The organism is Providencia sp. PROV210, from assembly GCF_028479445.1.
In the GTDB taxonomy this organism is placed as follows: domain Bacteria; phylum Pseudomonadota; class Gammaproteobacteria; order Enterobacterales; family Enterobacteriaceae; genus Providencia; species Providencia rustigianii.
In genome coordinates, this window is record NZ_JAMPNQ010000018.1 from 74,829 (window position 1) to 89,159 (window position 14,331).

The 14,331-nt window shown below is 46.1% G+C and carries 12 protein-coding genes and 1 pseudogene; 11 read left to right on the top strand and 2 right to left on the bottom strand.

The annotated features are described in order from the left end of the window. Window positions 1-10: 10 nt before the first annotated feature. A complete protein-coding gene (locus PR761_RS14445) occupies window positions 11-1,120 on the bottom strand; it encodes an efflux RND transporter periplasmic adaptor subunit (RefSeq protein WP_154610875.1) in 1,110 nt (369 codons plus the stop codon). 84 nt (window positions 1,121-1,204) lie between these two features. On the opposite strand from PR761_RS14445, the gene soxR reads away from it, so the two are divergent. From soxR to PR761_RS14485, 8 genes and pseudogenes are all read left to right on the top strand, one after another. Then, window positions 1,205-1,702, top strand: coding sequence for a redox-sensitive transcriptional activator SoxR (gene soxR, locus PR761_RS14450; protein WP_112836083.1), 498 nt, complete (start codon window positions 1,205-1,207; stop codon window positions 1,700-1,702). A 195-nt stretch (window positions 1,703-1,897) separates the two neighbouring features. Continuing rightward, a complete protein-coding gene (locus PR761_RS14455; protein ID WP_039855798.1) occupies window positions 1,898-2,683 on the top strand; it encodes an SDR family oxidoreductase in 786 nt (261 codons plus the stop codon). A 35-nt stretch (window positions 2,684-2,718) separates the two neighbouring features. Then, window positions 2,719-3,966, top strand: a complete 1,248-nt coding sequence (locus tag PR761_RS14460) for a styrene monooxygenase/indole monooxygenase family protein (RefSeq protein ID WP_006816020.1) — start codon at window positions 2,719-2,721, stop codon at window positions 3,964-3,966. Window positions 3,967-3,976: 10 nt separating this feature from the next. Then, window positions 3,977-4,513 carry a flavin reductase family protein gene (locus tag PR761_RS14465; RefSeq protein WP_223844753.1) on the top strand — a complete coding sequence of 179 codons (537 nt, stop codon included), beginning with the start codon at window positions 3,977-3,979 and terminating at the stop codon, window positions 4,511-4,513. 14 nt (window positions 4,514-4,527) lie between these two features. Continuing rightward, the gene (locus PR761_RS14470; RefSeq protein ID WP_006816018.1) at window positions 4,528-5,310 is read left to right on the top strand and encodes a cyclase family protein; all 783 of its coding nucleotides are present in this window, start codon (window positions 4,528-4,530) and stop codon (window positions 5,308-5,310) included. Between the two features lie 3 nt (window positions 5,311-5,313). Then, the gene (locus PR761_RS14475) at window positions 5,314-6,927 is read left to right on the top strand and encodes a phytoene desaturase family protein (protein WP_154610873.1); all 1,614 of its coding nucleotides are present in this window, start codon (window positions 5,314-5,316) and stop codon (window positions 6,925-6,927) included. A gap of 93 nt (window positions 6,928-7,020) precedes the next feature. Continuing rightward, the gene (locus PR761_RS14480) at window positions 7,021-7,917 is read left to right on the top strand and encodes a SphA family protein (protein WP_154610872.1); all 897 of its coding nucleotides are present in this window, start codon (window positions 7,021-7,023) and stop codon (window positions 7,915-7,917) included. Between the two features lie 144 nt (window positions 7,918-8,061). Further along, window positions 8,062-8,360 (top strand): annotated as a pseudogene (locus PR761_RS14485) (helix-turn-helix domain-containing protein). 66 nt (window positions 8,361-8,426) lie between these two features. Here PR761_RS14485 and PR761_RS14490 read toward each other — a convergent pair. Then, the gene (locus PR761_RS14490; protein WP_039855752.1) at window positions 8,427-9,434 is read right to left on the bottom strand and encodes an AraC family transcriptional regulator; all 1,008 of its coding nucleotides are present in this window, start codon (window positions 9,432-9,434) and stop codon (window positions 8,427-8,429) included. A gap of 721 nt (window positions 9,435-10,155) precedes the next feature. On the opposite strand from PR761_RS14490, the gene PR761_RS14495 reads away from it, so the two are divergent. From PR761_RS14495 to PR761_RS14505, 3 genes are read left to right on the top strand one after another with little or no spacing between them, the layout of a single operon-like run. Further along, window positions 10,156-12,354 carry a thiamine pyrophosphate-dependent enzyme gene (locus PR761_RS14495; protein WP_006816013.1) on the top strand — a complete coding sequence of 733 codons (2,199 nt, stop codon included), beginning with the start codon at window positions 10,156-10,158 and terminating at the stop codon, window positions 12,352-12,354. Window positions 12,355-12,364: 10 nt separating this feature from the next. Further along, window positions 12,365-13,873: an indolepyruvate oxidoreductase subunit beta family protein gene (locus tag PR761_RS14500; RefSeq protein WP_112836087.1), complete on the top strand. Its 1,509-nt coding sequence runs from the start codon at window positions 12,365-12,367 to the stop codon at window positions 13,871-13,873. A gap of 10 nt (window positions 13,874-13,883) precedes the next feature. Continuing rightward, window positions 13,884-14,306: an acyl-CoA thioesterase gene (locus tag PR761_RS14505; protein WP_039855749.1), complete on the top strand. Its 423-nt coding sequence runs from the start codon at window positions 13,884-13,886 to the stop codon at window positions 14,304-14,306. Window positions 14,307-14,331: the final 25 nt, after the last annotated feature.

The window sequence follows — 14,331 nt, forward strand, 5'->3', positions numbered from 1 at the left end:
GCGTCCTTCCTTATGACCCTTGAGCGGTATCTAACGTAGATTTAGCCAATGTATCTTGGGAAATTGGCGTAATCGCTGAGTCATTATTTAGGCGCAATTGACCGGATGTGACCACCTGATCGCCAGTATTTAAACCGTGCTCAATTTCAATTTTCCCATCAAACCGTTGACCCGTTTTCACAGAAATACGTTTGGCGGTCATCGCTTCACCGCTGCCTTCAGCGATAAAAACAGTATCGCCATAAGCGGTATAAGTGACGGCAGTTTCAGGAATGGTCAGCACTTGGTTATTGGCTTGGCGCACCACATTAACGTTGGCATACATACCCGCTTTAAGCTGACCATTGCTGTTATCGAGAGTGGCTTGCAAGGCGACGGTTCGGGATTTACCAATCAACGGATCAATCGCGGTGATCCGTGCAGGGAATGGGGTGTCAGGATAAGCGTCGACGGTAATATCGACCACTTGTCCTTGATGTAATTCCGGGGATGCTTGCTCATCCAATGAGAAATTCAGTTTCAGAGTTTGCGTATCGACAAGGCTGGCGATAGCTTCTCCCGGACTCAAATATTGGCCCTCATGGACTTGACGGATACCAATGGTGCCATCGAAGGGCGCATGAATGGCTTTTTGGGCAATTAACGCTTGAGTCTGTTGGATCAATCCTTGTGCCATATCTCGTTCGGCACGGGTACTGTCCACTTGCGCTTCAGCCACTAAATGTTGGGTAGATAATGAGCGTGTTCGCTCATGCAACCGAGATGCATTGCGGTATTGGGCTTGATAACGGGCGAGATCGGCACGCTCTACGGCGTCATTGAGCTGAACCAGTAATTGCCCTTTTTTAACCTGTTGCCCAGATTCAAAACCAATTTTAGTGATCCTCCCGCTGGTTTCCGCAGCTACAAACACTTGGCTTCCGGCTTCTAATTCTCCGACGCCATAAAACGTTCGTGGTGCATTATCGAGGGTGACAGGGGCTAGAGCCACTTTCACGGGTGGATATTGATAAGCGGCCTGTGGCTTATTATCAGTGTTGGCGTAAGTCGAGTAAATCACTGCGCCGCCGCCAACTGCAATGAGCGCAGCACATAGCAGAGTGAGGTGTCTTTTATTCATTATCATTGAGCATCTTAAATTGACAAACTGTGGCGGGCACTATAAAACCTTAAGTTAAGTTGAGGTCAATAGGGACAAGTGAAAATGGCAGATAAAGGCACGAAAACGATAAAAACGGGTAAAATCAAACAAGAACAAATAGATTTTACGCGTGCATTAACGGTGGGTGAGGTCGCTAAACGCTCAGGAGTCCCGGTCTCTACGGTGCATTTTTACGAGTCAAAAGGGCTGATTCAAAGTGCTCGAACTCAAGGAAATCAGCGCCGTTTTCCGCCTGTCGTTTTACGCTATATTGCAATTATAAAAGTGGCACAAAGCACCGGAATCCCTCTCAAAGAGATCCAAGATGCATTAGGCAAATTCCCAGCGAATAGCAAGTTAACGTCAGAGGAATGGAAAGGAATGTCGACAGAATGGAAAAGTTCATTAGATAGGCGAATCAAACAGTTAACTCGGTTACGCAATGAGTTAGATCACTGCATTGGTTGTGGCTGCCTTTCCCTTAGTGACTGCCCTTTGCGCAACCCTGAAGATGTCCTCGGCAATAAAGGCTCAGGAGCTCAGATCCTAGAACGTCCTTAAATCACACTTTTCATTATCTGGATAGTCACTGCAAAATGTGGCTATTTCTCCAATATTATCATTACCTTATTAATCAAATTGCCGCGCTGAGCGGATAATCTTTGCGCATATAGGCTACAGCTTTTTGCTGGTTTTGCGTAATGATGCTTCATGTTAATTTTTTGTGAATGCATTGTGAGCAAAGAGGGCACAGCGATGAAAGGTTTGAATAACAAAATTGCCATTGTCACGGGTGGCGCAACTAAAATCGGCGCAACAGTGGCAAAAATATTATGTTCTTATGGTGTCAAAGTTACCATTTTTGATATCGATAAGGTTAACGGTGAAAAGGTGGCTCAGTCAGAGCCTAATATCGATTTCTTACCGGTAGATATCACCGATGATCAGCAGCTCAAACAAGGAATTGACCGCGTTGCGCAAAAATATGGGCAACTCGATTTTTTGGTTAATCTGGCCGCGACCTATCTGGATGACGGTCAAGCATCTTCACGTCAAGATTGGTTAACGGCTTTAAATATCAATGTGGTCAGTGCAGTAATGGCCGCGCAGTTTGCTAAACCGCATTTAGCCAATGCTGAAAAAGGCGCCATTGTTAACTTTACCAGTATCTCCTCATCGGTTGCGCAAACAGGTCGTTGGCTCTATCCCGCATCAAAAGCCACTATGTTGGAAGTCACTCGCAGCCAAGCCATGGACTATGCGCCAGATGGCATCCGAGTGAACTCGGTTTCTCCGGGCTGGACATGGTCTCGCGTGATGGATGAAATTACGGGCGGCGACCGCCAAAAAACTGACCGCGTTGCAGCGGATTATCACCTTTTACAACGTGTTGGCGACCCTGAAGAGGTTGCTCAAGTTGTCGCATTCCTACTTTCTGATCTGGCGAGTTTCGTGACTGGCGCAGATTACGCTGTCGATGGCGGTTATTCCGCTATGGGGCCTGAACAGGCTAAACCCGCAATTCCCCGTCTTGCTGAATAAGACACCGTTATTTTAATCTCATCGAGGAAACAACTATGCGTCGTATAGCAATCGTAGGTGGTGGTCAGGCGGGTATGCCATTGGCATTAGGGCTATTAGATAAAGGCTATGAAGTTACTGTTGCCACCAATCGAACCCCAGATGATGTCAAAAATGGCCGCGTGATGTCCAGCCAATGCATGTTTGATATCTCGCTACAATTTGAGCGCGATTTAGGGATCAACTTCTGGGAAGACAAATGTCCACCTGTCGAAGGGATTGGTTTTACGGTTCCCCATCCAGAAAAACCGGGTGAAAAAGCCATTACTTGGCGCTCCCGTTTAGATAACTATGCGCAAGCGGTGGATCAGCGCATCAAAATGCCGTATTGGATGGAGCTGTTTGCTGCCCGTGGCGGTGATTTGCGTATCGAAGATGTTGGCGTTGCCGAATTAGAACGTTTAGCAGAAACCCACGATTTGGTGATCCTTGCGGGTGGTAAAGGGGAAATTGTGAAGCTACTAGAGCGCGATCCTTCTCGCTCGCCATATGATAAACCCCAACGTGCTCTGGCTCTGACCTATGTTCACGGCATGTTGCCAACCCCTGAATATTCCCAAGTTTCCTTCAACTTGATCCCAGGTGTTGGCGAATACTTTGTCTTCCCATCTCTGACCAACAGCGGCGATTGTCACATCATGGTATTTGAAGGTGTACCGGGTGGACCGATGGATCAATGGGGCGAGGCGCGTACACCGCAAGAGCATCTGGCATACAGCAAAAAGATCATTGAAACCTATTTACCGTGGGAAGCTGAACGTTGCAAGCATGTGGAATTAACCGATGAAAATGGCATCTTAGCCGGACGCTTTGCTCCAACGGTACGCAAGCCCGTATTGACTCTGCCATCAGGCAAAATTGTGTTTGGACTCGGCGATGCATTAGTCACCAATGATCCATTAACGGGCCAAGGTTCTAACAACGCCACTAAAGCCTGCAAAGTTTACTATGACGCGATACTCGCCCACGGCGACAAGCCATATACCGCACAGTGGATGAACGAAACATTCGAACAATTCTGGAAATACGGTCGCCATGTGGTGGAGTGGACAAATGCACTGTTAGCACCACCAGAGCCCCATGTTCTTAACGTGTTAGGTGCAGCGCAACAATTACCAGCTTTAGCTCACACTGTCGCAAACGCCTTTAACTACCCACCCGTACTTGCGCCATGGTGGCACGATGCCCATGCCTGCGATACTTATATTCAATCGTTGATGCAAGAAGAAGTTCGCGCTTCGTAGGAGAATCAGTATGTCGATGATTGCAGAGGATACGCTCATGTGTGATAGCGAATGGGGTCATACCGAATTTGAATCAAAAACCTTACGCAATTTATTGGGTTGCTACCCAACTGGGGTCGCAATTGTAACCACGCGCACGGCAGACGGGCGTGATGTGGGGCTAACCATCAACTCATTTGCATCACTCTCTTTGGATCCACCGTTGGTGCTATGGAGCTTAGTCAATCACTCTCCAAACCTTGCGGTATTTCGTGATTGCCAGCATTTCACCATCAATATTTTGGGGAAAGATCACCAAGAGCTTGCAATGCGTTTTGCTAACCCGCGCATTGAAAACAAGTTTGACGATGTGGCAATCCACATCACTCCAGAGGGTATTCCCGCATTACATGGGGCATTAGTGACCTTAGTTTGTGAAAACCACAAACAAGATCATATCGGAGATCATTTATTGATGGTGGGTCATGTTCGTCGCATCGGTAGTGAAACCGGTAAGCCTTTAGTTTTCCACAGCGGTTCATTTACCGCTCTACATGAAGCGCAATAAGCGCAGGAGAGAGTATGGAACAGCAAACTTTGATGTCATTCGCCAGTGAGTTACAAAAAGGCAATATTCAAATTATTGACCTGACGCAAACCTTATCGCCTTCATTTCCTGCGTTACAGCTACCTGCTGAGTTTGGGCAAGTATGGTCATTTAAGATGGAGCAAATCTCACGCTACGATGAAAATGGTCCGGGTTGGTATTGGAACAATTTTAGCTGTGGAGAGCATACTGGGACCCACTTTGATGCGCCTATTCACTGGGTTAGTGGCAAAGACCAACCCAATAATACGGTAGATACCATTCCGCTAAAAAACTTCATCGCTCCTGCTGTGGTGGTGGATGCGAGTAAAGAAGTGGCACAAAACCCAGACTGGGTACTGACGGTGGATTTTTTACAAAAGTGGGAAGAAAAACACGGCAAAATTCCCCAAGCGGCATGGGTACTATTACGCACGGATTGGTCTAAAAAATCTGACAATCCAGAAGCCTATGTGAACATGCGTGAAGATGGTGCCCATACTCCGGGTCCTTCACAAGAGGCGGTGGAATGGCTGATTCATCAGCGTAATGTTAAAGGTTTTGGCGTTGAAACAATCAATACGGATGCTGGTCAATCGTATGGCTGGCCAATTCCCTATCCATGCCACACCTTGATGCATGGTAATAATAAATATGGTCTGCAATGCTTAAAAAATCTCGATAAATTACCAGCCACTGGGGTCGTGATTGTCGCGGCACCACTGAAAATTGAAGGTGGTTCGGGTAGCCCATTGCGTGTGCTAGCGCTGGTGGGGTGAGGTATGACAACCTTATCTAACCCCCAAGTGATTGTCGTGGGTAGTGGGATGAATTCGCTGATGTGTGCCGCCTTATTAGCGGTGCGCGGAAAATCAGTATTGGTACTGGAACGTAATGACCGCCTTGGCGGCTGTATTCGTACCGAAGAACTGTTTGCCGGTTACACCCACGACCTCCTTTCCTGTTGGTATTCGCTGTTTGTTGGTAGCCCAGGTTATCAAGAGTTAGAACCGTATTTAAAACCCTATGGACTGGAATTTGCGCAATGTGACTATTCCACGGGATTGGTGCAGCCAAATGGTCAGTCTATTGCCTTAAAACGGGATATTGGCGAAGCCGCAAAACAGCTGGATGCTATTGCTCCCGGTGACGGTTTAGTGTTTCGCAAAATGGCAGAAAAACTGTTTAGCGAAGATGCGGCACTGACGTTTGGTTTACTCGGACAAAACCCGTACAGCGGCGGGATGTTCAAATTACTGTTTTCTGAGTGGCGTAAACGGGGCGTCGATGGGTTACTCGATTTCGCCAAATCGGGTGTGGAAAGCTTTCGTCGCTGGTCTGAGCGCGAATTACAGCACGATTTTAGTCGCGCATTAATGTCCCCATGGGTATTACATACGGGATTAGGGCCTGATGAAGCCAGCTCCGCATTAATTGGCAAACTGACATTTGCGGCAGTGGTCGCTGGTGGAATGCCGGTGGTGAAAGGCGGCAGTTATCGCATTGTTGAAGCCTTTGCCAAGGTCATTGAACAACATGGTGGAGAGTTGCGCACAGGAACCCATGTTGAAAAAATTATCACCCAAGGTAGTGGCAAAAATAGCCGCGCTGTCGGCGTTAGTGTTAATGGGCAAGTAATCCATGCCAACGAAAGTGTGGTGTGCAATGTGACTCCGACTCAATTATATGGATCTTTACTCGATGAGGTTTCTCCGCAAGTTCAGCAACGGGCGAAAGGCTACCGCTATGGACGTGGCGGAATGCAAATTCATTTTGCGCTGAGTGCGCCTCCACCATGGTGCAATCCTGAACTGCTCAACGTTCCATTAGTTCACTTTACCGAAAGCATGGAGCAAGTCTGCTTATCGGTCACTCAAGCCAACAATGGCTATCTACCCAATAAACCGACATTTGGTATTGGTCAGCCGACAACATTAGATCCGAGCCGCGCACCTGAAGGTGGATGGATTCTGTGGATACAAATGCAGGAACTTCCACGTCGCTTAAAAGGTGATGCAGCGGGAGAGATCGAAATTCCGGAAGATGGGCGTTGGAATGAAACGGTTCGTGAGGCAGTAGCCGACCGTATTCAGCGACGTCTGGAAACGGTGATGCCAGGTTTTTCTCAATTAATTATCGGTCGCAAGGCAATTTCCCCTGCGGATCTGGAAAATTACAACTGTAACTTGGTTGGTGGTGATCCTTATTCAGGAACCTGTTCCCCTGACCAATTCTTCTGGTTACGACCTTTTGCGGCATCAGGGCAAACCAAAGCCCATCAAACCGCGGTCAAAAACTTATTCCATATTGGAGCTTCAACGCATCCGGGTCCCGGCCTTGGCGGGGGTTCAGGGTATTTAGTTGCTGAGAAATTAGCAGCGAAAAAAAAGCGGTAATGGGCGTTACAACATCATTGGCAAGACAAACACAGTAATACATTTTTAACCATAAAAATAACTACCATAAAAACAACAATAGCGGCAGGTAACATGATGAATAAAGAAATGGTCAATAAGCTTCTCGTCGGCTCGTGCTTAGGTGCACTGTCATTTGGTGCTGTCGCAACGGAAGGGGGTGGTCTTGGGATCTACCCTGATGGGTTGGAAAACTTTATGTCAGGGGCGCTGCCACCGCAGGGTGTGCATGTCCTAATGTACGGTGGAAATGCCCATTACGACAGTGTTCGTGATAATAAAGGTGACAAAATTCCTATTCCCGGATTTAGCGTCAATGTTAACGTATTAGCACCACGCCTTATCTGGGTTACCGATCAAAAAGTGTTTGGTGGCGATCTTGCCTTTCATACCATTATTCCTTTACTGGATGTCACGGCAAAAGCCGCTGGAAATAAAGAAACTAGCCGAGGATTAGGGGATGTCACGTTCGGTCCCGCTTTAGGTTTTCATCCTTCTGCTGACTTACATTATGTGGTGGGATTGGATGCCTATGCGCCAACAGGAAAATACAGTAAAACTGACCCATCGAGTTTAGGTAAGAATTACTGGGCATTACAGCCAGTGTGGGCGATCAGCTATATTCCACCCGTGGGTGTGAATGCGGATTTAAAAATGATGTATGACTTTAACTTCCGCAATAACGATACGGATACACGTTCGGGGCAAGCTTTCCATGCGGATTATGCCCTAGGCTGGGGCTTCGGTAATGGCTGGGTCGCGGGGATTGGTGGATATGGGTTTATGCAAACTACCAATGATAGCGGGCCAAACTCGGCACAAGGCAAGGCACAAGCCTTTGCCGTCGGACCGTCAATTCGCTACGCAAATCCACAAGGCTGGCTGTTTACTGCCAAGTGGGAAAAAGATTTTGCAGTTGAAAACCGCCCTGAAGGTTCACAGATTTACCTCAAAGCTTCTATTCCGTTTTAATCTCCCTATCTTCAATTAGCAGCCGAAAGGCTGCTGATTTTTGAGTTGTTCGAGCTTATAAATTCGGTTTTTATCATTTTGAATTTGACATATAAGCTATGGCTTATATGTCTCGCATAAGCTAAAACTTATATGAGGGTAATAATGAAAAAGTTAAAACAAGCCATTGCTGAGCGTTCTCAAGAAAGCCAGGAAAGAATCAAAAATCTTACTGATACATTGGTGTTAGAGACGGGATTACAGCTTTAAGGGAAGAGCTAAATATTTCACAGAAAACGTTAGCAAATAATCTTGGCGTATCTCAACCTGCGATCACCCAGATAGAGCAAAGAGGGAATGATATTAAACTCTCAACGTTGAAGCGCTATATTGAAGCGATGGGGGGAAAAGTGAGTTTAACGATAGAGCCACCCACTGGAGATGACCGAGTTTTTCATATCTGAAAAGTAAAGCGCTGGGCGCAGACAACCAGCGCTGTCGATTTAATGACTGTGTATGATAGTTGTTCACTAAGCCTTTTTCATACTTTGGCTCGGTGTTTCCCCATAGCGTTGTTTATATTCCGCACTAAAACGGCCCATATGCGCAAATCCCCAACGCAACGCAACGCCAGTCACGCTGGTGGCTTCCCCTGACATCAATTCAGAACGGACTCGCTCCATGCGCAAATCCCGTAAATATTGCATTGGGCTGATATCCAAGAACTCTTTAAAGCCAGCGTATAAACTGCGCAAACTCACACCGGCAATATGAGCGAGTTGTTCAACCGTAATGGGCTCATGAGCATGCGCCTCTAAATATTCCTGAACACGGCGCACATGACGTGGGCGGATTGTGGCTCGGCGCATACCAGAATCTTCTAGATAGTTATGTTGATGGGTCGATAATAAGGTCACGGAAACTAACTGCTCAACTTGGGTGGTAATCAATTTATGTTGCAGCAAATCAGGGGTTCTCGTTGCGCACTCAATCAGATAATTCATCAAGGTGCGCCACGCAATGCAAGATTGCCACGCAAATCCCAATTCAAAAACTAAAGGCTTATCTAATGTATGCCCAAGCTGACCAACTAAACTACGTTCCAGTAAAGAACGCGAAATACGCAACATAAACTGGTCGTTATCCCCATTCCAGCGCATCACCGTTGACTCTTCAGGACTGAGCAAAGAAGCCATGTGTGGCGTAGATTCGATACTTTTCCCGCCACTTTCGATCGTGGCACTACCGGATAGCGGCATTTGCACGAGAAAAAAATCTTCGAGTTGCCCCGGAGTGATAGCGACATCGGCACCATAACGTAACCGACTGAGAGAAATATCCCCCATCGGAATGTAATGCATTCGGGCATCAAGCCTTTGATGTTGATTAAGTAATTTAAAATCATGGGGTTTCATCACTCTTCCCACCATGGATTTAATTTCTTCAGGATCCGTAGAACTAAACAATAATCGTTCAGAAGAGCAGAGTTGATTCTCTATCTGAGGTGCCGGTGTATAAGGCCATGAGTTGCTCAACATAAGGAGGTGCCTCCAAAGTAAACACAGTACCCTTGGTTGACCATGTTATTGGCGGTGTGGACTAACCGATTTCATGGTGCTTTGTGAGGGTATCTACGGGATATTTAAATATCTTATTGTTTTCATGATTTCCGACCTTCTTATACGGGTCGATTTGTTAACATTTTATTAAACTATCTGTAACTAATTGTGTTTCGAACATAGCATAAAGAAAATGGCTTACCTAGGTATATTTGTGCAAAAACTATCCAGATAATGCAAAAAATTATAAAGAGTTTACTGATTGTGATTTCCATAACAATATAAAAAATAAAGTGATTTTATTTTGATTTCAGCTCTAAATATATGATCTTTCATATTGTTATCTGTATTTGTCTGCTTATTTGTTAGTCATGACAATTTCTATCTGGTTATTGCGTTTTTTATTGGCATAATTCTCTAAATCCACTTGCATTGTAAGGATTTATTGAGAGTAAATACGAATTTTCAATTTTCATTTAAACAGCCATATCTAGCCTTAAATCACCGTTACTTGGGGCCGTGCGAATAATTTTTTCATTGTTTTACAATGATTTTGTCCATTACATGCATCTCCTATCCACTCTCTGCAAAAATCTAATATCCATGATTAATCATGTATTGACCGATTATTAACAAATGGGATACAAGAAAGAAACACAAAAAAGATAAAAACGGTCTGACGTTGACTGGTGAGGTTAAAATGGCTGAGCGCTCGTTTGTTCAAGAAGTTCAAAAATTACGGCAAGGCGAAGGTGAAATCTTCAGTGGCGAAGGGATCCTTGCTGTCACTAAAGCATTACTTGAATCTGGTGTTTCCTACGTTGCTGGATATCAAGGATCGCCGATTTCCCATCTAATGGACGTGCTTGCGGACGCCCAAGATATTTTATCCGAATATGGCATCCGTTTTGAAAACAGTGCCAGTGAAGCAACCGCAGCGGCAACGTTAGCGGCTTCAGTTAACTACCCATTACGCGGTGCTGTGACGTTCAAAGCCACGGTTGGGACAAACGTCGCTTCCGATGCGTTAGCAAACTTAGCGTCTGGTGGTGTGCTAGGCGGGGCTTTGATCATCGTCGGTGAAGATTACGGCGAAGGCTCCTCCATTATGCAAGAGCGCAGTCATGCTTTTGCCATGAAATCCCAAATGTGGTTACTCGATCCTCGCCCTAATTTACCGTCGATTGTTCAGGCGGTAAAAGATGGTTTTGATCTGTCTGAAGCCAGCAACACCCCCGTTATGCTACAAATGCGCATTCGTTCTTGCCATGTCCACGGACAATTTACATGCTCAGAAAACCAATATCCTAAATTTACGATAAAGGATGCGTTGGAAAATCCGACCAGAGATGTGAGCCGTATCGTACTACCTCCCGCCAGTTTCTTGCATGAAAAAGAGAAGATAGAGGCGCGTTGGCCAGCTGCGATTAAATTTATCCAAGATCGTAAACTTAATGAATTTTTTGCTGAAGGTGCTGATGATGTCGGCATCGCCTTGCAAGGAGGATGCTATAACACCTTAATTCGTGCGCTGAATAAGGTTGGACTAGCTGATGTGTTTGGCAATAGCAAAATTCCCTTATATGTCATGAATGTGGCATACCCACTAGTCGACGAAGAATTCGAACGTTTTTGCCGCAATAAAAAAGCTATTTTAGTTTTGGAAGAGGGGCAACCAAACTTTGTTGAGCAGAATGTGGCGAACATCTTACGCCAGCGGAATATTGATATCGCACTTCATGGCAAAGATATGCTGCCTTTGGCGGGCGAATACAATACCGCGACGGTATTAGCGGGGCTGCGCTCCTTCTTTGAACGCTACGGAAAAATTGAACCACAAGTTAAAGCTGCGACAAACCAAATTCGTATTCCAACCATTAATGTGGCCGCAGTAAAAGCTGACGATGATTTGCCTGAATATATTAACGCAGCAGAACCCACTTTAAATGAAACTGTACATGCGCGCCCACCCGGATTTTGTACGGGTTGCCCTGAACGACCAATTTTTACTGCCATGAAGCTGGTTGAGCGTGAATTAGGGGAACATCACATTAGCGCTGATATTGGCTGCCATCTGTTCTCTATTCTTCCTCCATTTAATCTCGGCAACACTACGATGGGCTACGGTTTAGGTGGTGCGGGAACTGCTGCATTAAATGCCAATGCAGGAAAGCGTGCAATTGCAGTGATGGGCGATGGTGGTTTTTGGCATAACGGTTTAACCAGCGGGATTGCCAATAGTGTTTTCAACCGCAGCGATAACTTAACTATCGTGATTGATAATAACTACACGTCAGCAACGGGTGGGCAAGATATTCTCTCTTCAACAGCCCTGAATCCAACGCGTAGCACAGGTCATGAAATTGAAAATGCGGTGAAAGGTGTGGGGGTCAGTTGGGTAAAAACGATTAAGCATACCTATGACTTAAAGACGATGACGAAGACGTTGCGTGAAGCGCTGACGACTACAGAAAAAGGCCCCAAAGTTCTGATTGCGCAAAGCGAATGTATGTTGAATAAACAGCGTCGTGAAAAGAAAAAAGTTCGTCATGATATTTCTACGGGTAAACGTGTTGTCCGTGAACGTTTCGGCATTGATCCTGATACCTGCACTGGGGATCATTCCTGCATTCGTTTATCGGGCTGCCCATCATTATCGATCAAGCCAAATCCAGATCCACTGCGTACCGATCCTGTCGCAACGGTGATGGACAGTTGTGTAGGGTGTGGTTTGTGCGGTGAAGTTTCCCACGCCGCAGTGTTGTGTCCATCATTCTTCAAAGCTCAAATTATTACCAATCCAAATGGTTGGGACAAATTGCGCCACCGTGTTCGCGGCTGGTTTATTGGCTTCTTACAGCGTCGTGATGCACGCCGCCGTGAACAACTGAGTTTCTAAGGGGCAGCAAATGACACAACCTTTAATGGCATTACAGCCGATAAAAATCGCCATTCTCGCCATGGGTGGCGAAGGTGGCGGCGTTCTAGCCGATTGGATTGTTAATCTTGGCGAAGAAAACGGCTATTTTGCGCAAACGACGTCGGTTCCTGGTGTTGCTCAACGTACAGGGGCAACAATCTATTATGTGGAGCTATTTCCCGGGGCTGATAACCCAGAAACTCCGGCGCCTGTGTTGGCATTAATGCCAATGCCGGGAGATGTCGATATCGTTTTAGCATCCGAGTTGATGGAAGCGGGGCGTGCGGTACAGCGTGGTTTTGTGACTCCTGAACGCACCACGTTGGTGAGCTCGACCCATCGGGTTTACTCCATTGCAGAAAAATCGGCAATGGGAGATGGACGTGTTGATAGCCAAGCATTGATACGCCATACAGGGCAAGCAGCGCGCCAATTTATTCATTTTGATATGGCTCAAGCAGCTCAAGACAGTGGTAGTGTGATCAGTGCGGTTCTGTTTGGTGCCCTGTTCGGTTCCGGTGTGTTGCCATTTAGCCGTGAACAATTTGAAGAAACCATTATGCGAGGCGGCGTCGGTGTTAAACCTAGCTTGCGGGCATTTTCTCTGGGGGCAGAAAAAGCTGCACAGCCCGAAGAAGCTTACCAAGCTGAAGTGGCTGAAAATGTAGTAAAAACACCCCAAAATAAGCATGTTATAGAACTCCTTTCCCGTATTGATAACCAATTCCCTGAGCATGTTCATTACTTAGCAACTGAAGGCGTTCGTCGCCTTATTGACTACCAAGACCCTGCATATGCTGAGCAGTATTTAGATCGGCTCGAGAGTTTGTTTGCGCAAAAAGGCGGTGATGACCCACGCCTGCAACGTGCTTTGGTGCGCCACTTAGCGTTATGGATGTCTTATGAAGACACCATCCGTGTGGCAGATCTCAAAATTCGTGATAGCCGCTTTGCTCGGGTTCGTAATGAAGTGCAAGCCAAAGATAGCCAACTGTTAGACATCAATGAATTTATGCATCCGAGAATTGAAGAGATTTGCGAAACGCTTCCCAAAAATTTAGGTAACTGGTTGATGAAGCCACATTGGGTTCACAAAGCCGTTCGCAAATTTGCCCAAAAGGGGCGCACGATCACTACCAGTTCATTATGGGGCTTCTTACAGTTATACGTGCTTGCAGCATGGCGACGGGGAAGACGCTCAACATTACGTTATCAACTTGAAAATAATCGTATTGAAAAATGGTTAGCGGTAGTGGTTGATGCGGCGAAAAATAATCCCGCTCTTGCGACTGAAATTGCGCAATGTCAGCGGGTGGTTAAAGGCTATAGCGATACTCATGCCCGTGGATTGCGCAACTTCCAAGTATTGATGGACATTGTAGAGCGCCAAGGCAGCCAGTTAGCCCCTATTAATCTGCGCGAATTACGTGAGGCCGCATTAGCGGATGAGCACGGAAAAGAGTTGCAAAAATGTCGCCAGCGTTTGGCGATGGAATAAGGACAACATCATGAGCTTACTGAAATTTTCACGGGAACATCGGATTCATTTTTCAGAATGTGACCCCGCAGGGATCGTGTTTTACCCACAATATTTCGTGATGTTTAACAACTTGATTGAACGTTGGTTCGATGAGCTGCTTCCTGAAGGATTTGCAGGTTACATTCTCGACCAGCGTTTTGGCTTACCAACTGTCCATTTAGAAGCCGATTTTAAAGCGATTAGCCGTATGGGGGATGATGTCCAGCTAGAGCTACAAGTTGAGCGTATAGGAAGTAAATCACTGACTCTATGCCAACGTTGTATCAGCCTCGACGGTGAATTACGTATGCAAGTGACTCAAACCTATGTCACGACATCCCTTATCACGCATCAGGCGATCCCTATTCCTGATGCACTGTATAGCGCCTTAACCCAGCAGCAACCTGTGTAATGGCAAAACGTCATTAAAGGAGAAA

Excerpts from the sequence above, each read along its gene's own strand:
- PR761_RS14465 (WP_223844753.1), top strand. The coding sequence starts at position 3,977 with ATGTCGATGATTGCAGAGGATACGCTCATGTGTGATAGCGAATGGGGT.
- PR761_RS14445 (WP_154610875.1), bottom strand. The coding sequence starts at position 1,120 with ATGAATAAAAGACACCTCACTCTGCTATGTGCTGCGCTCATTGCAGTT.
- PR761_RS14500 (WP_112836087.1), top strand. The coding sequence starts at position 12,365 with ATGACACAACCTTTAATGGCATTACAGCCGATAAAAATCGCCATTCTC.
- PR761_RS14460 (WP_006816020.1), top strand. The coding sequence starts at position 2,719 with ATGCGTCGTATAGCAATCGTAGGTGGTGGTCAGGCGGGTATGCCATTG.
- PR761_RS14505 (WP_039855749.1), top strand. The coding sequence starts at position 13,884 with ATGAGCTTACTGAAATTTTCACGGGAACATCGGATTCATTTTTCAGAA.
- soxR (WP_112836083.1), top strand. The coding sequence starts at position 1,205 with ATGGCAGATAAAGGCACGAAAACGATAAAAACGGGTAAAATCAAACAA.
- PR761_RS14495 (WP_006816013.1), top strand. The coding sequence starts at position 10,156 with ATGGCTGAGCGCTCGTTTGTTCAAGAAGTTCAAAAATTACGGCAAGGC.
- PR761_RS14470 (WP_006816018.1), top strand. The coding sequence starts at position 4,528 with ATGGAACAGCAAACTTTGATGTCATTCGCCAGTGAGTTACAAAAAGGC.
- PR761_RS14480 (WP_154610872.1), top strand. The coding sequence starts at position 7,021 with ATGATGAATAAAGAAATGGTCAATAAGCTTCTCGTCGGCTCGTGCTTA.
- PR761_RS14455 (WP_039855798.1), top strand. The coding sequence starts at position 1,898 with ATGAAAGGTTTGAATAACAAAATTGCCATTGTCACGGGTGGCGCAACT.
- PR761_RS14490 (WP_039855752.1), bottom strand. The coding sequence starts at position 9,434 with ATGTTGAGCAACTCATGGCCTTATACACCGGCACCTCAGATAGAGAAT.
- PR761_RS14475 (WP_154610873.1), top strand. The coding sequence starts at position 5,314 with ATGACAACCTTATCTAACCCCCAAGTGATTGTCGTGGGTAGTGGGATG.